This window comes from Anaeromyxobacter sp. (genome assembly GCA_016718565.1).
GTDB lineage: Bacteria > Myxococcota > Myxococcia > Myxococcales > Anaeromyxobacteraceae > JADKCZ01.
Genome location: JADKCZ010000002.1, coordinates 550,723 through 569,983, shown reverse-complemented (window position 1 = coordinate 569,983; position 19,261 = coordinate 550,723). Strand labels below are relative to the sequence as shown.

The 19,261-nt window shown below is 74.9% G+C and carries 16 protein-coding genes; 4 read left to right on the top strand and 12 right to left on the bottom strand.

All coding sequences use genetic code 11. The annotated features are described in order from the left end of the window. Positions 1-17 precede the first annotated feature (17 nt). Positions 18-458 carry an HIT family protein gene (locus IPO09_09380; protein ID MBK9517547.1) on the bottom strand — a complete coding sequence of 147 codons (441 nt, stop codon included), beginning with the start codon at positions 456-458 and terminating at the stop codon, positions 18-20. A 169-nt stretch (positions 459-627) separates the two neighbouring features. Between IPO09_09380 and IPO09_09375 the strand changes: the two genes are divergently transcribed. Both IPO09_09375 and IPO09_09370 read left to right on the top strand, forming a co-directional pair. After that, the gene (locus IPO09_09375) at positions 628-852 is read left to right on the top strand and encodes a hypothetical protein (protein ID MBK9517546.1); all 225 of its coding nucleotides are present in this window, start codon (positions 628-630) and stop codon (positions 850-852) included. Positions 853-949: 97 nt separating this feature from the next. Further along, positions 950-2,803 (top strand): M2 family metallopeptidase, encoded by a 1,854-nt coding sequence (locus tag IPO09_09370; GenBank protein ID MBK9517545.1) that lies wholly within the window; start codon positions 950-952, stop codon positions 2,801-2,803. Between the two features lie 2 nt (positions 2,804-2,805). Here the strand turns inward: IPO09_09370 and IPO09_09365 are convergent, their stop codons facing one another. The 10 genes from IPO09_09365 to nhaR form a co-directional block, all read right to left on the bottom strand. Beyond that, positions 2,806-3,786, bottom strand: coding sequence for a hypothetical protein (locus IPO09_09365; protein MBK9517544.1), 981 nt, complete (start codon positions 3,784-3,786; stop codon positions 2,806-2,808). 2 nt (positions 3,787-3,788) lie between these two features. Continuing rightward, positions 3,789-6,302 (bottom strand): TonB family protein, encoded by a 2,514-nt coding sequence (locus IPO09_09360; GenBank protein ID MBK9517543.1) that lies wholly within the window; start codon positions 6,300-6,302, stop codon positions 3,789-3,791. Positions 6,303-6,529: 227 nt separating this feature from the next. Next, positions 6,530-7,291, bottom strand: a complete 762-nt coding sequence (locus IPO09_09355; GenBank protein MBK9517542.1) for an energy transducer TonB — start codon at positions 7,289-7,291, stop codon at positions 6,530-6,532. After that, positions 7,288-7,722 carry a biopolymer transporter ExbD gene (locus tag IPO09_09350; GenBank protein MBK9517541.1) on the bottom strand — a complete coding sequence of 145 codons (435 nt, stop codon included), beginning with the start codon at positions 7,720-7,722 and terminating at the stop codon, positions 7,288-7,290. Before IPO09_09350 ends, IPO09_09355 begins: the two co-directional genes overlap by 4 nt. 2 nt (positions 7,723-7,724) lie before the next feature. Further along, the gene (locus IPO09_09345) at positions 7,725-8,381 is read right to left on the bottom strand and encodes a MotA/TolQ/ExbB proton channel family protein (protein MBK9517540.1); all 657 of its coding nucleotides are present in this window, start codon (positions 8,379-8,381) and stop codon (positions 7,725-7,727) included. A 174-nt stretch (positions 8,382-8,555) separates the two neighbouring features. After that, positions 8,556-11,681, bottom strand: coding sequence for an efflux RND transporter permease subunit (locus IPO09_09340; GenBank protein MBK9517539.1), 3,126 nt, complete (start codon positions 11,679-11,681; stop codon positions 8,556-8,558). Next, positions 11,678-12,886 carry an efflux RND transporter periplasmic adaptor subunit gene (locus tag IPO09_09335; GenBank protein MBK9517538.1) on the bottom strand — a complete coding sequence of 403 codons (1,209 nt, stop codon included), beginning with the start codon at positions 12,884-12,886 and terminating at the stop codon, positions 11,678-11,680. The genes IPO09_09340 and IPO09_09335 overlap by 4 nt, the downstream gene beginning before the upstream one ends. Beyond that, positions 12,883-13,992: a TolC family protein gene (locus tag IPO09_09330; protein MBK9517537.1), complete on the bottom strand. Its 1,110-nt coding sequence runs from the start codon at positions 13,990-13,992 to the stop codon at positions 12,883-12,885. Before IPO09_09330 ends, IPO09_09335 begins: the two co-directional genes overlap by 4 nt. 571 nt (positions 13,993-14,563) lie before the next feature. Beyond that, entirely contained in the window at positions 14,564-14,830 is a 267-nt protein-coding gene (gene grxC / locus IPO09_09325) for a glutaredoxin 3 (GenBank protein MBK9517536.1), read from the bottom strand. A gap of 62 nt (positions 14,831-14,892) precedes the next feature. Continuing rightward, complete coding sequence (nhaR, locus tag IPO09_09320; GenBank protein ID MBK9517535.1) at positions 14,893-15,834, bottom strand: transcriptional activator NhaR; 942 nt, start codon at positions 15,832-15,834, stop codon at positions 14,893-14,895. 91 nt (positions 15,835-15,925) lie between these two features. Here nhaR and IPO09_09315 point away from each other — a divergent pair, with 91 nt between their 5' ends. Continuing rightward, a complete protein-coding gene (locus tag IPO09_09315) occupies positions 15,926-16,894 on the top strand; it encodes a TerC family protein (GenBank protein ID MBK9517534.1) in 969 nt (322 codons plus the stop codon). Between the two features lie 39 nt (positions 16,895-16,933). On the opposite strand, the gene purU is transcribed toward IPO09_09315, so the two are convergent. Further along, entirely contained in the window at positions 16,934-17,794 is an 861-nt protein-coding gene (gene purU, locus IPO09_09310) for a formyltetrahydrofolate deformylase (protein MBK9517533.1), read from the bottom strand. Positions 17,795-18,220: 426 nt separating this feature from the next. Here purU and IPO09_09305 point away from each other — a divergent pair, with 426 nt between their 5' ends. Beyond that, the gene (locus tag IPO09_09305; protein ID MBK9517532.1) at positions 18,221-19,258 is read left to right on the top strand and encodes a cytochrome C; all 1,038 of its coding nucleotides are present in this window, start codon (positions 18,221-18,223) and stop codon (positions 19,256-19,258) included. The last annotated feature ends 3 nt before the right edge of the window (positions 19,259-19,261 follow it).

Sequence of the window (19,261 nt, the reverse complement as noted above, 5' to 3'; positions counted from 1 at the left end):
AGCGGGAGCCGCGCCGGTCAGCCGGCGGCCAGCGCGTCGCCCACCAGCCGCGCCGCCGCGGCCAGCTCCCCCTCCGGCCGCTGGTCCTCGGGCCTCCCCTCGAACGCCCCGCGCCCGCGCAGCCGGTCGGGGGTGGCGGCGTAGCGCGGCACCAGATGCAGGTGGCAGTGGTGCAGCACGTCGCCAATGGCGAACAGGTAGACGTGCTCGGCCCCCAGCGCCGCCCGCTGGGCCAGCATGACCCGCCGGACCAGGGGCCCGAGCCCGGCGGCGGCCGCCTCGTCGAGGTCGTAGAGGGCGCGGCAGTGACGCTCCGCCGTCAGCACCAGCCAGCCGGGGATCGGGGAGGGGCCGTCCAGGGCGTGCAGGGCGAAGCCGTCCCGGCGCAGCAGCACCCCTCCGGGTACTGCGCGGGCGCCGGAGACCACGTCACAACCGCTGCAGGTCGCCACTCCCATGGCTGGGCCCCCTCTACGCGAACGCCTTCGACATGGTCTATAACCCAGTGGCCGCAAGGGCCTGGCCCGTGTCCCCCGAACGGGGGATTTTCTCATGCGCCGGTCAAAGGCAGTTTCACCGGAACTTCTTGCGGAATCCTCGACCCTCGGCGGTCGCCCGGGAGCACCCGTGACCTTCCATCCGAACCCGTCCCCGCTCTCGCAGCTCATCCGCTCCGAGACCGTGGTCTCCGGTCACCGCAACCTCTACTGCTTCCACTACGACAACTGCCTCGACGTGGCCGTGAAGTGCGACTGGGACTCCTGGTCCTGCGAGAAGTGCCAGCTCTTCCGCGTCGAGGAGGAGCCGCGCGACCACGCCAACTCCTTCGCCAACGATCGGCGCGGCGCCTAGCCAGGCGTCGCACCGGCCTCCCCGGCTGCCTCCGCCGAACCTGCGGCGCCCGGCGAACCGGCCGCGGCCCCAGCCCCGCCTCCCCCGGAGTCCCCACATGACCCTCGCGCTCCTCCTGGCCGCGGCCCTCGCCGCGGCGCCGGCCTCGTCCGCCCCGAACCCGGCCCCGCCCGATCTCGCCGCGCCGCCCGCTGCGGCCGCCCGCCAGCCCCCGCGCCCCACCGCCGCCGAGGCCCGCGCCTTCGCGCTGGGCGCCGACGCCGAGCTCAAGCGGCTCTCGGTGCGGCGCGAGACGGCCTCCTGGATCCAGGCCACCTTCATCACCGACGACACCGAGCGGAACGCCGCGGCCATGGGCGAGGACCTGGCGGCCTTCCTCTCCGGCGCCTCGGCCGCCGCGGCCCGCTTCGACGGGGTGGAGGTGGACGCCGACACCCGCCGCATGCTGCTGCTGCTCAAGGTGAACCAGACCCTGCCGGCCCCGGCCGACGCGGCCCGGCGCGCCGAGCTCTCCACCCTGGCCACCCGGCTGGAGGGGATGTACGGCAAGGGGAAGTGGTGCGGCGCCGACGGGAAGGGGCGCTGCCGCGACCTCGGCGAGCTGGAGGCGGTGCTGAAGCAGAGCCGGAGCTGGGACCAGCTCGAGGAGGCCTGGACCGGCTGGCACGCCACCTCGCGCGAGATGCGGCCGCTCTACGCGCGGCTGGTGGAGCTGGGCAACGAGGGGGCTCGCGAGCTGGGCGTGCGCGACCTGGGCGACCTGTGGCGCTCGGCCTACGACCTGACGCCGGCCGAGTTCGAGGCCGACACCGACCGGCTGTGGGGCGAGGTGCGGCCGCTCTACGAGCAGCTCCACTGCTACGTGCGGGCCGAGCTGCAGCGGCGCCACGGCAGGCAGAAGGTCCGCGACGGCCAGCCCATCCCGGCCCACCTGCTCGGCAACATGTGGGCGCAGAGCTGGGAGAACCTCTACCCGGACCTGACGCCCTACCGCGGCCAGCCCTCGCTCGACGTGGACGGGGCGCTCCGGCGCCAGCGGTGGGACGCCACCCGCACCGTCAAGCTGGGCGAGGACTTCTTCTCCTCGCTGGGCTTCGCGCCGCTGCCGGCCACCTTCTGGGAGCGCTCCCAGCTGGTGAAGCCGCGCGACCGCGAGGTGGTCTGCCACGCCTCGGCCTGGGACGTGACCTACTCGGGCGACCTGCGCATCAAGATGTGCATCAAGCCGGACGAGGACGACCTCATCACGGTGCACCACGAGCTGGGGCACAACTACTACCAGCGCGCCTACGTCCACCTGCCGGTGCTGTTCCAGAACGGCGCCAACGACGGCTTCCACGAGGCCATCGGCGACGCCATCGCCCTCTCCATCACCCCCGGCTACCTCAAGAAGGTGGGGTTGCTGGCCCGGCTGCCCAGGGACGAGAAGGGGACCGTCAACGTGCAGCTCAAGCTGGCGCTGGCCAAGGTGGCCTTCCTGCCCTTCGGCAAGCTCATCGACCAGTGGCGCTGGGACGTCTTCTCCGGCAAGACCCCGCCGGAGCGCTACAACCAGGACTGGTGGGCGCTCAAGGCGAGGTACCAGGGGGTGGCGCCGCCGCTGCCTCGCAGCGAGGCCGACTTCGACCCGGGCGCCAAGTACCACGTGGCCGCCAACGTGCCCTACACCCGCTACTTCCTGGCGCACCTCTACCAGTTCCAGTTCCACAAGGCGCTGTGCCAGGCGGCCGGGTGGAAGGGGCCGCTGCACCAGTGCTCCATCTACGGCTCGAAGGCGGCCGGGGCCAAGCTCGAGGCCATGCTGGCGCTGGGCGCCTCGCGCCCCTGGCCGGAGGCCTACCAGGTCCTCACCGGCACCCGGCGCGCCGACGCCTCGGCGCTGCTGGAGTACTTCGCCCCGCTGCGGGCCTGGCTGGCGAAGGAGAACGCCGGCCGCACCTGCGGCTGGTAGAGCTACGGCGCCACGTCGATCTTGAACGGTCCGGCCACCACCTGGCCGCCGCGCAGGTCGCGCGCCACCACCCAGAGCAGCGCCGCGGTGGTGCCCGGCGGCACCTCCAGGTGCTCGAGCAGGGTGTCGGTGCTGGGCGCCGCCGCCTGGCCGGCGGCCGGGGGCGGCGGCGCGCCGCGCTCCTCGGTGAAGCGGCCCGCGGTGGTGAAGAAGGAGAGCGAGACGTTCTCGGTCACCGTCCGGTCGGCCGCGGGGTAGGACTCGAAGGAGCCGGGCGTCACCGCCGCCACCAGGCGGAGCGGGAGGCCCGGCGCCAGGGTGGCCGAGGCGGGGCAGGCGGCCAGGCCGGCCTCCGAGGTGTCGGGGCAGGCCACCGCCGGCGCGCCGCCCAGGGTGACGGCCGGGTCGGCGAAGGCCGGGGCGGTGTTGAGCGCCGCGGTGGGGGTGGTGGTCCAGACCGGGATGCGCTGCACCGCCTCGCGCAGCACCACCTCCGGCAGGGCCGGCCCGGTGGCGGGCGCGTGGCGGTCCACCAGCCGGTAGCGCACCAGCACCTCCACCGTGGCCGGCAGCGCCCCGGCGCCGCCGCCCAGGTCCGGGGGCAGCCCCACGCCGCCGGCCAGGCAGGCGGCCGCCAGGGCCACCGGCGCCAGGGTCACGGCGCCGTCGGGGCCCGGCGCGAGCGCCACCTCGCAGGCCGGCACGGCGCAGGCGTACCCGGTGGCGGCGCCGGTCGAGAAGGGGCAGAAGGTCCAGCGCCGCTCGAGGACGTGCTCCGCGGCCAGCGCCGGCGGCGGGCTGGGGGCGGCCTCCACCGCCGCCACGGTGGTGGTGGCGCCCGGGTCGGTGCCGTCCAGCTCGGGCGGGCTGGCCACCAGGGCCAGGACGCGCCGGTCCACGATCACCGAGCCGGGCACGAAGTCGGCGGCGCAGCCGGCCAGGGTGGCGGCCAGCGCCAGGGTCAGGAGGGCTCTCGAGGGCATGGTCACCACTCCGCGTTGAGGCCGAGGATGGGGAGGATGGGCAGCCCGGTGGCCGGCTCCGGGGGGGCCGAGTAGTCGTAGTTGTAGCTGTAGCCCTCGACGTTGCCGCGGTTGGTGGCGTTCTGCACGTCGAGGAAGGCCGACAGCTTCCAGGTCCGGTAGGTCCAGGTGCGGTCCACCCGCAGGTCGAGCTGCCAGAAGGCCGGCAGCCGGGCCGAGTTGGTGGCGCCGTAGGTCGGCACGTAGGTGCCGCTGCCGGCGTCGAGCACCGAGCCGGTCACCGGCGTGGTGGGGTTGCCGGAGACCACCCGGAGCCGCGCCCCGGCCGACCAGGCCGGGTTGAAGGTCCAGGTGCCCAGGGCGGTCAGGATGTGCGGCTGGTCGAAGTCGAAGCGCCGCTCCGCCTCGCCCGGGTGATCGGTGCGGAAGGCGCGCTGGTAGGTGTAGGCCAGCCAGCCGAAGAACTTCTCGCCGAAGCGGGCGCGCAGGGTGGCCTCCAGGCCGTAGACCCGGCCCACCCCCTCGGAGACGTACGGGGGGGCGGCGGGGTCGAAGGCGGCGGCCTGGTTCCGCACCACCAGGTCGCCGAGCTGCTTGTAGAACCCGGTCACGTCGGCCGACAGGCCGTCGCGCACCTGGTGCTCCACCCCCACCGTCCAGTGGACCGCCCTGGGCGAGGCGATGTTCGGGTCGCCCGTGTCCTCGTCGCTCTCCTCGGGCTGCGGCGGCTGGTGGAAGACGCCGACCCCGCCCTTCAGCGTGGTGCCTGGCCGGAGCTCCCAGCGGGCGCCGAGGCGGGGGTCGACGGTCCAGCGGCCGGTGGGGCTGTCGTGGTCGATCCGCAGGCCCGGGAAGACCGCCAGCCCGCCCCCCGGCTCCCAGCGCAGCTCGGTGAAGGCGCCCGGCTGCTGCTGCGAGAAGGCCTTGCTGAGCGAGGTGGTCGGGGAGGTGGAGACCGGGGTGGAGGGCTCGCCCTCCAGCGGGCGCTGCGGCACGTTGAGGTCGATGCGGCCCGAGTCGGCCGTGGCGTCGAGGCCGGCGCGGAGCACCAGGCCCTCGGCCAGGTCCAGCGTCCAGGTGGAGCGGAGCCCGGCCGAGCTGGTGGAGAGATCGAAGAAGTACTCGGGGCCGAACTGGGTCCGGAACTGCTGCAGGGTGAGCTGCACCGAGGTCTCGTGGCGCAGCCCGGGCCGCACCTCGCCGGAGAGGCTGGCCTGGAGGGCGTGGAACATGATGCGGGCCGCCACCGTGCCGGTGATCTTGGGGTCGTCGGAGGGGCGCTCCAGCAGCACCTCCACCTTGTCGAGCGAGCCGTAGTAGATCAGCCGCAGCTTCTGGCCGCCGAGCGGGCGGGTCGCCAGGAACTGGTAGTCGTAGTAGCGGGGGGCGGTGTTGAAGCTGAGGTTGGCGTCGTCCGGGATCACCAGCGGCAGCAGGGTGTCGATCCAGGAGCGGTGGAAGGCGGCCCCGCCGGCCCAGCCGCCGCCCAGGGGCCCCTCCACCGAGGCGCCGAAGTCGTAGAGCGAGAAGGTGGCGTCGCCCCGCACCATGTCGCCGCGGGGGTCGCGCAGCTTCACCTCGATGATGCCGCCGGTGGCCCGGCCGAAGTCCGGGGCGAAGTTGCCGGGCACGAACTCCACCGCCTCGAGGAAGCGGGGGTTGATGGTGCTGCGCAGCCCGCCGAAGTGGTACAGCTGCGGAATCTCCTGCCCCTCGACGAAGAAGCGGCTGTCGCCGGGGGCCGAGCCGCGCAGGATCACCGCGCCGCCGAACGCCACCCGCGCCGCGCCGGGCAGGTTGAGCACCGCCTTGATGGTGTCGCCCGCCGACCCGGGCACCTTGGCCACCTCGGCCGCCGGGATGACCTGGCGGGTCACCTCGCGGCGCACCGGGGCGGCGCTGATGACCGTCTCGTACCCGGTGCCGGTCCGCTCCAGGTAGTAGGTCTCCTCGCGCTCCTCGCCCGGGCTGGCCTCGACGCGCGCCTCCAGCCGCTCGTGCCCGGCCGGGGCGGCCACCACGGTGAACGAGGCCTCCGGCACCTCCACCGCGAAGCGCCCGTCCGGTCCGGTGATGGCGCGCAGGGGCTCACCGCCGGTGCGGACGGAGACCGCCGCGTCGCGCAGCGGCAGGCGGGTGCCGCGCTGCAGCAGGCGGCCGCCGAAGCGGACCGGCGCGGGCGCCGCGGCCGGCTCGGCCGGCGCCGGCGGGGCGGTGATGGTGAAGCGGAAGGCGACGGTCACCGGCACGGCCTCGCCGGTGGTGAGCCGGCCCGGCTCGAACAGGAAGGACCTGGCCGCGGCGGCGGCCGCGGCGTCGAAGGGCTCGCCGGCCCCCTGCTCCACCCGCACCGCCTCCACCACGCCGCTGGCCGCCACGTCGATGCCCAGCAGCACCTCCACGCTGGGCGTGGGGAAGGTGGTGCCGGCGGGGAGGTCGGCGGGTACCAGGACCTTGAGGACCGGCGGGGTGGCCAGGGTGGGCTCGCCGTCGGTCGCGGTCGGCTCGCCCCTCACCCCGGCCCTCTCCCCGGCGGGGAGAGGGGGCGCAGAGGCCGGGGTCGTGGGTTGTTCACCCTCTCCCCCAGCTTGCTGGGGGAGAGGGCCGGGGTGAGGGGGCGCCGCGGCCGGTGCGGTGGTCGGGCTCGTGGCCGCCAGGTCCGCCCGGGCCGGCGAGATCGGGCCGGCCCCGAGGAGGAGCACGACGGCGGCGAGGCGGGCGAAGGAGGCGTGGTCCATGGGGGTCACCCGTCGAGGCGGAACTTGAGGGTCCAGGGGATGCGCACGGCCACGGCGCGGCCGGCGCGCTCGGCGGGGCGGAAGACGATGAGCCGGGCGGCGCGGGGCGCCACCTCGTCGAAGCCGTTGCCGGCGCGCTCCAGCAGGCGCACCTCGGCCACCGCGCCCCGCTCGTCCACCAGCAGCTCCAGCCGCACGTCGCCCTCCAGCCCGTCGCGGCGCGCCGCCTCCGGGTAGAGGGCGCGCAGCTCGAGCGAGGAGGGCTGGCGCACCAGGCGCGGCGCCCGCTCCACCTCGGTCACGTCGGCCGTCCCGGCGGCGGCGCGCGCGAAGGCGGTGTTGTCGCCCACCGGGGTGGAGGCCGGCAGGCCCGGGTCGCCGCGGGCCGCGGTGGGACCACCCGTCACCGGCACGGCCACCCCGCCGCCCGGAGCGGTGGCGCTCATGGCCACCGCGAAGCGGCGCGGGGGCGGCGGTGGGCCTGGCGGTGGCGCGGCCGGCGGCTGGGTGGGCAGCGGTCGGGCCAGCCTGGCCGGCGCCGGGGCCGGCGCGGGGCGCGCCCGGGGCTTCACGTCGGGCGGCGGGGCCGGGGCCGGCGGGGCTGGGGGCGCCTGCTGCCGGGTCACCAGCTTCACGGTGGTCGGGGAGCGGCGCGCCTGCACCCGCGGCGGCGCGGGCGGTCGGGTCAGCAGCCAGCCGAGCGCCGCCCCGTGCAGGGCCAGCGCGGCCAGCAGCGACGGCCAGAAGGTGGCGCGGGCCGAGGTCACGGCGTGGCGGGCTGGGTGTCGAGGGCGATCTCGGTGACGCCGGCCAGGCGCAGCCGGTCCACCGCCTCGGCGAACTTCCCGTAGGGCGCCGCCACGTCGGCCGAGACGAACCCCGCCAGCTTGACGTCGGGCGCGCCGCCGGCGCGGGCCCGGGCCGCGTCCACCGCCAGCTGGATGTCCTCCAGCCGGCCCGGCGCGCCGTTCAAGTAGACCTCCCCCGAGGCCGCGATGGCGATGGTCAGCAGCGAGGGGGGGGTGGCCTCGGCGCTGGCCGCGGTGGGCAGCTGCACCGGCATGGTCCGGTCCACCACGAAGGAGGCCGTCACGATGAAGACGATGAGCAGGGTGAGCGTGACGTCGACCAGCGGCGTGGTGTTGACCCCGCCGATGAGCTCCTCGCCCTCGCCCGCGTCGTAGCCGCCGCCGGCCACCGTCAGCCCCCCGCCCCGGCGCCGCCCAGCCCGGGCAGGGCGGCGATGACCTGCCGCTGCAGGGCCTCCGCCTGCTTGACCCGCTCGGTCAGGTGGGCGCGGACCGCGTTGTAGATGACCACCGCCGGGACGGAGACCGCGATCCCCAGGCCGGTGGTCACCAGCGCCTCGCCGATGGCCGACATGACCGCCGCGTTGTTGGCCGCCTGCACCGTGCCCATCCGGCCGAGCTGGTTGAAGGCCTGCACGATGCCGATGACCGTGCCGAGCAGCCCGATGAGCGGTCCGGTGTTGCCGATGGTGAGCAGGGTGCTCAGGCGCGCGTCGTAGCGGGCCCGCTCCCCGGCCAGCGCCCCCAGCATGGCCTGCTCCACCGGCTCGGTGCGCCGCTCGCCGCGGACGGCCAGCGCCAGGCCGGCCCGCAGCACGTTGCGGATCAGCGAGTCGCCGGCCACGGCCGCCAGCGCCGCGGCGGCGTCGCCCCGCGCCAGCGCGGCGGACAGGGCGGCGCGCAGGTCGTCGAAGCGCTCGCGGGTGCGGAGCAGGAGGCGGAGCCGGTCGATCACCACGGCGGTCCCGAAGAGCGAGACCGCCACCAGCACCCAGCTGACCCACTCGGCGCCGACCTCGAAGAGCTGCAGGAACTTCTGCGTCAGCATGGCGTGGCCCCCCTCCTGGAGGGGCAGCGGATGGTGCCCCGGGCGGTGCCAGGGTGGGGCGAACGGTTTGGCAACGCGGGGGCCGGTGGAGACCGATCGCCTCGTCCTAGCATACGGGCCAGACAAAGGCCGTTCAAAACCTGGACGGGGTGACTCTTTAGTGTCCTATTCTGCTCACGGCTCGGTCGAGGCCGTCAGCGTCCCAGCTTGCGAACCCGCGGACGCTCGGTTGGCTTCCCGGCCGGCGGGGCGCAGCCGGTCGATGAGCACGTAGAAGACCGGCGTGACGTAGAGCGTCAGGAACTGCGAGAAGACCAGGCCGCCCACCACCGCCAGGCCGAGCGGCCGGCGCCCCTCCGCCCCCGCGCCCACCCCGATGGCCAGCGGCAAGGTGCCGAAGAGCGCCGCCATGGTGGTCATCATGATGGGGCGGAAGCGGGTCAGCGAGGCCAGGTGGATGGCCTGGCGGGCGGTCTTGCCCTCCCGCTGCGCCTCCAGGGCGAAGTCCACCATCATGATGCCGTTCTTCTTCACCAGCCCGACCAGCATGATGACGCCCACGAAGGCGTAGACCGACAGCTCGGCGCCGAAGGCCCACAGCGTCACCAGCGCGCCGAAGCCGGCGAAGGGCAGGGCGGTGAGGATGGTGATCGGGTGGACGAAGCTCTCGTAGAGGATCCCCAGCACCACGTAGATCACCAGCACCGAGACCAGCAGCAGGATCCCCAGGCCGCGCAGCGAGTCGCGGAAGGCCTGCGCCGCCCCCTGGAAGCGGGTGATGACGGTGGCCGGCAGGATCTCGGCGGCGGTGCGCTCGATGGCCGCCACCGCCGGGCCGATGGCGCTGCCGGGCTTCAGGTTGAAGGAGACGTTCACCGCCGGCAGCTGGCCGGCGTGGCTCACCGTGAGCGGGCCGACCGAGCGCTCCACCGTGGCCAGCGCGTCGAGCGGCACCAGCTTCCCGCCGGCGGCGCGGACGTGCAGCCAGCCCAGGGCCTGGGGGTCGGCGCGCAGCTCGGGCAGCAGCTCCAGGATCACCTGGTACTGGTCCTCCGGGGCGAAGATGGGGGAGACCTGGCGCGAGCCGTAGGCCGAGTAGAGCGCCTCCTCCACCGCCTGCGCCGACACCCCCAGCTGGGCGGCCCGGTCGCGGTCGATCTCCAGCTTGAGCCGCGGGCTGGCCAGCCTGAGGTCGCTGGTCACGTCGGTCAGGTCCGGCAGGTCGCGCAGCCGCTGCTCGAAGATGGGCGCGGTCCGGTAGAGGCTGGCCAGGTCGGCGTCCTGCAGGGTCACCGTGTACTGGGCCCGCCCGCCGCCGCCCAGTGAGATGGGCGGCGGGACGGTGGGGATGAAGCGCAGCCCGGCCACCTGGGCGGTGCGGGCGCGCAGCTCGGGCACCACCGCGTTGATGTGGCGCCGCTCCTCGCGGGGGCGGAGCTTGAGGAACATGTTCCCCTGGGTCACCCCGCCCACGCCGCGCGAGCCCACCGAGGACATGAACTGCTCCACGTCGGGGTGGGCCGCCACCTGGGCCGCGGCGGCCCGCTGCAGCCGGACCATGGCGTCGAAGCTGGTCCCCTCGGCCCCCTCGGTGGAGACCCGCAGCCGGCCGGCGTCGTCGGTGGGCAGGAAGCCCTTGGGCACCAGCCCCCAGAGCGGCACCATGGCCAGCAGCACCGCCGCCGAGAAGGTCACCACGCTGCGCGGGTGGTCGAGCGCCCAGTCCAGGCCGCGGCCGTAGGAGCGCAGGGTGGCCTCGAAGCCGCGCTCGGTCCACCGGTAGAGGGCGCCGTGCTGCACGGCGTGCGGGGGGCGCGAGAGGAAGCGGGCGCACAGCATGGGGGTGAGCGTCAGCGAGACCAGCCCGGACACCAGGATGGCCGCGCCGATGGTGACGGCGAACTCGTGGAAGAGCCGGCCCACCAGCCCGCCCATGAAGAGGATGGGCAGGAAGACCGCCGCCAGCGAGATGGTCATGGAGACGATGGTGAAGGCCACCTCGCGCGAGCCGTCCAGGGCGGCGCGCAGCGGCGGCTTGCCCATCTCCAGGTGCCGCACCACGTTCTCCAGCATGACGATGGCGTCGTCCACCACGAAGCCCACCGCCAGCGTGAGGGCCATGAGCGAGAGGTTGTCCAGGCTGTAGCCGGCCCACCACATGACGGCGAAGGTGCCCACCAGCGAGACCGGCAGCGCCAGCGAGGGGATGACGGTGGCGGGCACGTTGCGCAGGAAGAGGAAGATCACCAGCACCACCAACCCGAGGGTGAGCCAGAGGGTGAACTTCACGTCGGCCACCGACTCCTGGATGGAGATGGAGCGGTCGTAGAGCACGAAGAGGCGGGCCGCCGCCGGCATCTGCGCCTCCACCAGCGGCAGCGCCTCGGCCACCGCCTTGGCCACCGCCACGGTGTTGGTGCCGGGCTGGCGCAGCACCGCCATGACGATGGCGCGCTGCTCCTTGCCGTCCCGGTAGAACCAGGCGGCGGTGTTCTCGTTCTCCACCCCGGCCCGCACCCGGCCCAGGTCGGAGAGCCGCACCGGCGCGCCGTTGCGCCAGGCCACCACCGAGCTGCCGAACTCGTTGGCCTTCTCCAGGCCGCCGCTGGCCTCCACCGTGTAGGCCCGCGAGGTGCCCTGCACGATGCCGGTGGGCAGGTTGGAGTTCTGGCCGCGGATGGCCGCCGCCACCTCGTCGATGCCCAGGCCGCGGCTGGCCAGGGCGCGCGGGTCCACCTGCACGCGCACCGCGAAGCGCTGCGAGCCATAGACCTGCACCTGGGCCACGCCCGGGATGGTGGCCAGCCGCTGGGCGATGAGGTCCTGGCCGAAGCGGTTCAGGGTGGAGAGCGGCAGCGAGGCCGAGGTGAGGGCCAGGAAGATGATGGGGTCGTCGGCCGGGTTGACCTTGCGGTAGGTGGGGGCCGCCGGCAGGTTGGGCGGCAGCTGGCCGCCGGCCGCCGAGATGGCCGACTGCACGTCCAGGGCCGCGCCGTCGAGGTCGCGGTCCAGGTCGAACTCCAGGGTGATGGAGGTGCCGCCCTGGCCCGAGGTGGAGTTCATGGCCGTCAGCCCGGCGATGGCCGAGAACTGCCGCTCCAGCGGGGTGGCCACCGTGGAGGCCATGGTCTCCGGGCTGGCGCCCGGCAGCGAGGCCGACACCTGGATGGTCGGGTAGTCCACCGCCGGCAGGTCGGAGACCGGCAGCTGCTGGTAGGCCACCGCGCCGAAGGCGATGGCCGAGAGGGTCAGGAGGACGGTGGCGACCGGGCGCCGGATGAAGGGTTCGGACAGGTTCACGGCGTGCCCGCGGCGTCCGCCAGCGGCTCCACCGTGGCGCCCGGCACCAGCTTGAGCTGGCCCTCGATGACCACCACCTCGCCGGCGGCCAGCCCGCTCGAGACCACCACCTCCCGCTCGCCGGCCTCCTCGACGGCCAGCGGGCGGAGCTCGGCCGCACCGTCCTTCACCACCCAGGCGTAGTCGCCGCGCTGGCCCTGCGCCACCGCCGCGGAGGGGACCACCACCGCCAGGGGCCGCTCGGCCAGGCGGACCGTCACCTCGACGGCCTGGCCGGGCCAGAGGGCCTCGTCCAGGTTGGGCAGGCGGGCCTTCACCAGCACGGTGCCGGAGGTGGGGTCGACGGCGTTGTCCACGAACTCCACCGTGCCGGCCGCCTCGAGACCGCCGGCGGCCGGGCGCACCGCCACCGCGGCCCCCGCGCCCGCCGCCCGCAGCGCCCCGAGGTGGCGCTCGGGCAGGGCGAAGCTGGCGTAGACCGGCTTGACCTGCTCGATGGTGAGCAGGTCCTGGGTGCCCGCGGCCACCAGGTTGCCGGGCTGCACCAGCAGGCGGCCGGTGCGGCCGGTCAGCGGGGCGCGGATGGTGCACCAGGCGAGGTTCAGCTCGGCCCGCTGCACCGCGGCCCGGGCCGCGGCCACCCCGGCGTCGAGCGCCGCCGCGGTGGCCTGGGCGGCCTCGACCTGCTGCCTGGTCACGAACTCGCGCGCCGCCAGCTCCTCGGCGCGGGCCAGCTCGGCGCGGGCGTTGCCGGCGCGCGCCTCGTCGCGGGCCAGGTTGGCGCGGGCCTCGGCCAGGGTGGTCTCGAAGGGGCGCCGGTCGAGCTCGAGCAGCAGCGCGCCCTCCCGCACCGTCTGGCCCTCGGTGAAGTGGGCCCGCAGCAGCTGCCCGCTCACCTGGGCCCGCAGCGCCACGGTGCGGGCGGAGGTGATGCGCCCCACCGCCCGCGCGTTCACCGGGGCCGACTTCGCCTGCGCCACCGCGGTGCGGACCGGCACCGGGCGGGCGGTGCGCGCCGCGGCCGGGCCGGCCTGGCCGCAGCCCGCCCCGGCGCCGGCCAGCAGCAGGGCCGCGCCCAGGCCCGCGAGGGCGCCCGGGTGGCGGGGCCGCCGGGCCGCGGCGCGGCTGGCGCCGGCGCCGGGCAGGGAGGGCGCGGAGGTGCGCCGGGCTGCGGCGGGCGGAGCGGGCGGCGGACGGCGGGTCATCGGAGGGCTCCGTGGGCTGCGGGCGGGGTGCGGCCGGTGGCGCGGGCCAGGCGGGCCACCGCCACCAGCCAGTCGGCGCGGGCCAGGATCTCCTCGGCGCGCGCGCCGGCCAGCGCGCTCTGGGCGGCCAGCAGGTCGAGGATGGAGCCGACCCCCTCCTGGTAGCGGGCGGCGGCCACCTCGGCGCCGGCGCTGGCCGAGGCCAGCAGGTCGCGGGAGGTCTCGATGCGCCGGGCCGAGGTGCGCAGCGCCTGCAGCGAGGTCCAGGTCTCCAGGCCGGTGCGGCGGGCGGCCTGCTCGGCCCGCTCCCGCGCCGCCCGGGCGACCTCGCGCGAGGCCTCGGCGTCGAAGCGCGACCGGCCGCCGTCGAGGAGCGGCACCGACAGGACCAGCCCGGCCGTCCAGGCCTGCAGGGCGGCGCCGGAGGGCTCGAGCGGCCAGGCCCGCCCGGCCGTCGCGGCCAGCGACAGGGTGGGCAGGTTGGCGCGGGCGGCCGCGGTGGCGCGGGCCTCGGCGGCGCCGGCCTGGGCCCGGGCGCGCGCCAGCTCCGGGTTGGTGGAAGCGGCGTCCTCCAGCAGCCGCTCCACCGCCGGCAGGGCCAGGTCGGGCGGGAGCTCGGCGGGCAGCGGCACCACCTCGAGGGGCGTGGAGGGCGGCAGCCCGGCCAGCGTGGCCAGGGTGCCCCGCAGCGCCAGCACCTGGCCGTCGAGGCGCAGGGCGTCCAGGGTGGCCTGGGAGCGGGCGGTGCGGGCCTGCAGCACGTCGGCCACCGTGGCCGCGCCGGCGCGGCGGCGGGCCTCGGCGGCGTCCAGGCTGGCGGTGGCCTGCTGCACGCCGACCGCCGAGGCCTCGGCCAGCGCCCGGGCCGCCTGGTAGGAGAACCAGGCCAGCTCCACCGTCAGCGTCAGGTCGAGCGCCGCCGCCTGGTGGGCCAGCGCGGCCGCCTGCAGCTCCAGCTCCGCCTCCTGGCGCCGCGCGCCGCGCCCGCCGAGGTCGAGCAGGAGCCAGCTCAGCTCCGCCGAGGCGCTGGCGAAGACGGGGCGCTCGCCCCCGGCGTCGGAGAGCCTGGCGGACTGCTGCTGCAGCAGGCCGGTGGCGTCGAGCACCGGCAGGTAGTCGGCGCGGCGGGCGCCGGCCGTCGCCGCGGCCGCGCGCGCCTCGTGCCAGGCGGCGCGGGTGGCCGGGTCGCGCGAGAGCGCCAGGTCGAGGAGGTCGGAGAGGTGGGCCGGGGCGGGGAGCTGGGGGGTCGCGGTCGAGGTCGAGGTCGAGGTCGCGGTCGGGGTCGAGGTCGGGGTCGGGGTCGCGGTCGGGGTCGGGGTCGGGGTCGGGGGTCGGGGTCGGGGTCGGGGTCGGGGTCGGGGTCGGGGTCGGGGTCGCCGCCCCCGCCTCGGCCAGCCGCCGGTCCACGTAGCGCGCCGGGAGCACGTGGCTGCAGGCGGCCAGCGCGGCCAGGGCGGCCAGCGCGGCCGCTCGCAGGGCGGGTGGCGCGCGGCCGTGCCGGCGGGTCGACGAGGGATGGCTCATGTGGCGCCCGTCATAGGGCGGGGCCCGGGCCCCGTCAATCGCGTCGGCGCGGTCGCCCGGCGCGGCGCGCCAGGCGCGCCGGCCGGCCCGCCACCGGCCCTGGACGCTCACTGAGAGTGCAGCCCCGGGCGGCCGGACCGGGCCGCCCCGGCCTCAGCCCTCGCCCCGCAGCAGCGGATCGAGCGCGCCCTGCAGGTCGAGCGCCGCGAGGTCGGAGTACCCGCCCAGCGAGCGTTCGCCCACGAAGACCTGCGGCACCGTCCGCTGGCCGGTGGCCTCCACCAGCCAGGTGCGCAGGTCGTCCCGCCCCTCCACCGCGATCTCCTCGAAGGCCACGCCCTTGCGCTTGAGCAGGGCCTTGGCCCGGACGCAGTACGGGCAGTTGTCCTTGGTGTAGACCGTGATGGTCGGGGCGCTCATGGTCGGGGTTGTAGCTGGGCCGGGGCCGGGGCGCACCTTCCCCCGCTGCGGCCGGTGCGCCGTCAGGCGCCGGGGGGGGCGCGCCGCGCAGGCGCTCCGGCCGCCCCCGGGCCGAAGAGCTCGCCGCGGGCCACCTCCGCCAGCGCCGCCACCGCCGGGTGGCGCAGGCGGCGCTCCACGGTGATGGCCCAGAAGTGGGCCTGGATGGCCTCGACCCGCCCCAGCACCGCCACCCCGTGGGTCTCGCGCACCTCCGCCTCGATGACCCGCGGCACCGCGAACACCCCCAGGCCGCGCTCGCCGAAGGCCTTCATGAGGGCGCCGTCGTCGAACTCGCCGGCGATGACCGGGTGGACCCCCTCCGCCTCCAGCCAGGCCTCCAGGGCCCGCCTGAGCGCCGTGCCCTCGGCCGGCAGCAGGATGGGCTGGCCCTCCAGCGAGCGCGGGAAGCCCCGCTTCAGGTGGGCCAGCGCCGGCGCGGCGAAGAAGCTGAGCCCGCAGCTCCCCAGCTCGTGGCTGAAGGCCTTCACCTTGACGTCCTCGCCGGCCGGCACGTCGGCCAGCACCACGTCCAGCTCGTGCAGCGCCAGCGCCGCCAGCAGCTGCGGCAGCGGCCCCTCGCGGCAGACCAGCTGCAGGTCGCGCTGGGCCGCCACCGCCGGCTGGAGCAGCAGGGCCGCCAGCCGCTTGGGGATGACGTCGGCCACCCCCACCACCAGCCGCACCCGCTGGCCGGTGGGCAGCCCCTTCACCGCCAGCTGCAGCTCGCGGCCGGTGCGGAAGATGTCGTCGGCGTAGCGCAGCACGGTGCGCCCCACGTCGGTGAGCACCAGCCGGCGCCCCTGCCGCTCCAGCAGCTTGACGCCCAGCGAGCCCTCCAGCGTCTTGAGCTGGTTGGAGATGGTGGGCTGCGCCAGCCGGAGCTCCTGGCTGGCCTTGGCGATCGACCCGGCCCGGGCCACGGTCCAGAAATAGTAGAGGTGGTGGTAGTTGAGCCATTCCATGGTGAGGGAAAATCTAACCTATCCAGCGAAAGATCCTCACCCTCCGGCCGGACCGGGGCCCCTATAGAGGGCCTCCACTCCGGAGGCTCCCCTGCTCGAGACCGTCGGCTCCCCTGGCCTCTGGGCCGGCTTCGTCGCGCTGGTGCTGGTCTTCCTGGCGCTCGACCTGGGCGTCTTCCACCGCCGCGACGAGCCCATCACCATCCGCAACGCCCTGACCTGGACCGGCATCTGGGTGGCGGTGTCGCTGTGCTTCAACGCCCTGCTCTGGTGGCGCTTCGGCGGCCCCAAGGCGGCCGAGTTCCTGACCGGCTACCTCATCGAGAAGTCGCTCTCGGTGGACAACCTCTTCGTCTTCGTCGTGATCTTCACCTCGCTGTCCATCCCGGCGAGGCTGCAGCACCGGGTGCTCTTCTGGGGCATCCTCACCGCGCTCGGGCTGCGGGCCGCCATGATCCTGGCCGGCACCGCCCTGCTGCAGCGGTTCCACTGGCTCATCTACGTCTTCGGCGCCTTCCTGCTCCTCACCGGCCTGAAGCTGCTGCTCCACCGGGGCGACGAGGCGCCGCACCCCGAGCAGAGCCGGGCCTTCCGCATGATCCGCGCCGTCATCCCGGCCACCACCCGGCTCGAGGGGCACGCCTTCTTCCTGCGCGAGGGGGGCCGCTGGGTGGCCACGCCGCTCTTCGTGGCGCTGGTCTTCATCGAGCTCTCCGACGTGGTCTTCGCCCTCGACTCCATCCCGGCCATCTTCGGGGTGACCCTCGACCCGTTCATCGTCTTCACCTCCAACATCTTCGCCATCCTGGGGCTTCGCTCGCTGTACTTCGCCCTGGCCGGCCTGATGGACCGCTTCATCCACCTCCGGGCCGGGCTGGCGCTGGTGCTGCTCTTCATCGGAGGCAAGATGGTGGCGGCGCCCTGGGTGAAGGTCGGCCAGGGGGTGGCGCTGCTGGTGGTGGCGGGGCTGCTGGGCGGGGCGGTGGTCCTGTCGCTGCTCAGCCCGCCGAAGCCGGCGGCGGCCCCGGCCCCCGAGCCGCCGAGCGCCGCGGGGGACTGAGCGGCCGGACGGGGCGATGGCGCATCGTGCGCCGCCCGCTCAGGAGAAGACGACGGTCTTGTTGCCGTGCACCAGCACCCGGTCCTCGCAGTGCCAGCGGACCGCCCGCGCCAGCACCCGGCGCTCCAGCTCCCGGCCCAGGCTCTTCAGGTCCTCGACCTCGTCGCGGTGCGAGACCCGCCCCACGTCCTGCTCGATGATGGGGCCGGCGTCGAGCACCTCGGTGACGTAGTGGGCGGTGGCGCCCACGATCTTGACGCCGCGCTCGTAGGCCTGCCGGTACGGGTCCGCGCCGGCGAAGGCCGGCAGGAAGCTGTGGTGGATGTTGATGACCCGGTCCGGGAAGCGCCCCACGAAGTCGGCCGAGACGATCTGCATGTAGCGGGCCAGCACCACCACGTCGGCCTTGCCCTCCAGGAGGGCCAGCATCTCGCGCTCGGCCTCGGGCCGCCGGTGCTTGTCGTTGGGCACGTGGGCGAAGGGGACGCCGAACCCCTCCACCGCCGCCCGCAGGTCCGGGTGGTTGGAGATCACCTGGGTGACGTCGGCGCGCAGGTCGCCGCGCTTCCAGGTCCAGAGCAGCTCGAGCAGGGCGTGGTCGTGCCGGGACACCAGCACCGCCACCCGCTTCCGCTCGCTGGCCACCGAGAGGCGCCAGTCCATGCCGAAGGGGCGGGCCACGTCGAGGGCGAAGGCGCGCTGCAGGTCGTCGAGGGGCAGGTCGATCTTTCCGGTCTGGAACTCCAGGCGGGTGAAGTAGACGCCGCCGTCGTCGTCGGTGCTGTGCTGCTCGAAGTCGATGACGTTGGCGCCGTGGCGGAAGAGGAAGGCCGAGATGGCGGCGATGATGCCGGGCCGGTCGGGGCAGCGGACGAGGAGGATGGCGCGCGGGTCGTTCACGGGTCGCCGAAACTAGCAGGACCGCGCCCCGGATCAACTCGGCGCCCGGCGGGGTGGCGGGCCGTGCCCCCGCCCGGGGGCCGGCGGGGTGCCCCCGGCCCGGCGGACCCGAGGGGGGGCGCCGGACCTCGCCTCGGACGTCGGGTCCCTGCGGCATCCTGTCTCCCGCGATCACGGGTCGCGGCATCCTGTCCGACCCCAAGGCGGCCCACCCAGGGCTCAATTGATCTGGATCGGAAAGAATTGCGCGTCCGGACCGGCCGGATGGCACGGCATGAAAAATGTGCGCCAAAACTAGGGAAAAAGTCTCAGGTAAATCAGCATCATATGAATGGACGCCCCTTCGTGGTCTTGGTACGAAGTGTCGCCCGACTCGGGCCTCTCCATTGACGCGGGTTGTCTCGCTCGACCCGGCTGGGGTTCACGATGCGCAAACTGCCGCTGCTGTTCCTCCTCCTCGGGGCCGCTCCCGCCCTGGCCGGCATCCCGGCCGAGCAGGAGGACTGCCTGGGGTGCCACACCGACCCGGACCAGAGCTTCGACCTGCCGAGCGGCGAGAAGCTCTCGCTCTTCGTGGACCAGGAGACCTTCGCCAAGTCGGTCCACGGCGAGTCGCTGCGCTGCACCGACTGCCACTCCAACAAGACCAGCGACCACGCCACCGGCTCGCTCGAGTTCAAGAACCGCCGCGAGGTGACGCGCGCCTACTACGAGCAGTGCAAGGGCTGCCACTTCGCCAACTACACCAAGACCCTCGACGGCGTGCACTACGCGGTCATGGCGAAGGGCAACGAGAAGGCGGCGCTGTGCGTCGACTGCCACGGCGCCCACGACATCTCCCGCCCGGGCCAGCCGCGCACCCGCATCTCCGGCATGTGCTCCAAGTGCCACGTCGAGGAGGCCGAGGTCTACGCCAGGAGCGTGCACGGGCGGGCCTCCGAGGCCAACCCGGACGTGCCGGTGTGCACCGACTGCCACCGGGCCCACGACACCACCGACCCGCGCGACGGGGCGCTGGCCATGCGGACCCCGGAGCTGTGCGGCCGCTGCCACGGCGACGAGAAGCTGATGGCCCGCTACGGCCTCTCCACCGCGGTCATCTCCACCTACCTCACCGACTTCCACGGCATGTCGGCCACCTTCCAGAAGGGCGAGCGCAAGGCCGACGGCAAGCGGCTGGCGGCGGTCTGCACCGACTGCCACGGCGTGCACGACATCCAGAAGGCCGACGATCCGCAGTCGACGGTCATGTCGGCCAACCTGCAGAAGACCTGCGCCAAGTGCCACCAGGGGGCCAGCGCCACCTTCCCCAAGGCCTGGCTCTCGCACTACGAGCCCAGCCTGGAGAAGGCGCCGCTGGTCTGGCTGGTGCAGCTCTTCTACCGCCTCATGATCCCCTTCATGGTGGGCGGCCTCCTCCTCCAGATCGCGCTGCACCTGTGGCGCGTCGTCGTGAACCGCTAGGCG

Excerpts from the sequence above, each read along its gene's own strand:
- IPO09_09380 (MBK9517547.1), bottom strand. The coding sequence starts at position 458 with ATGGGAGTGGCGACCTGCAGCGGTTGTGACGTGGTCTCCGGCGCCCGC.
- IPO09_09370 (MBK9517545.1), top strand. The coding sequence starts at position 950 with ATGACCCTCGCGCTCCTCCTGGCCGCGGCCCTCGCCGCGGCGCCGGCC.
- nhaR (MBK9517535.1), bottom strand. The coding sequence starts at position 15,834 with ATGGAATGGCTCAACTACCACCACCTCTACTATTTCTGGACCGTGGCC.
- grxC (MBK9517536.1), bottom strand. The coding sequence starts at position 14,830 with ATGAGCGCCCCGACCATCACGGTCTACACCAAGGACAACTGCCCGTAC.
- IPO09_09365 (MBK9517544.1), bottom strand. The coding sequence starts at position 3,786 with ATGCCCTCGAGAGCCCTCCTGACCCTGGCGCTGGCCGCCACCCTGGCC.
- IPO09_09345 (MBK9517540.1), bottom strand. The coding sequence starts at position 8,381 with ATGCTGACGCAGAAGTTCCTGCAGCTCTTCGAGGTCGGCGCCGAGTGG.
- IPO09_09305 (MBK9517532.1), top strand. The coding sequence starts at position 18,221 with ATGCGCAAACTGCCGCTGCTGTTCCTCCTCCTCGGGGCCGCTCCCGCC.
- IPO09_09335 (MBK9517538.1), bottom strand. The coding sequence starts at position 12,886 with ATGACCCGCCGTCCGCCGCCCGCTCCGCCCGCCGCAGCCCGGCGCACC.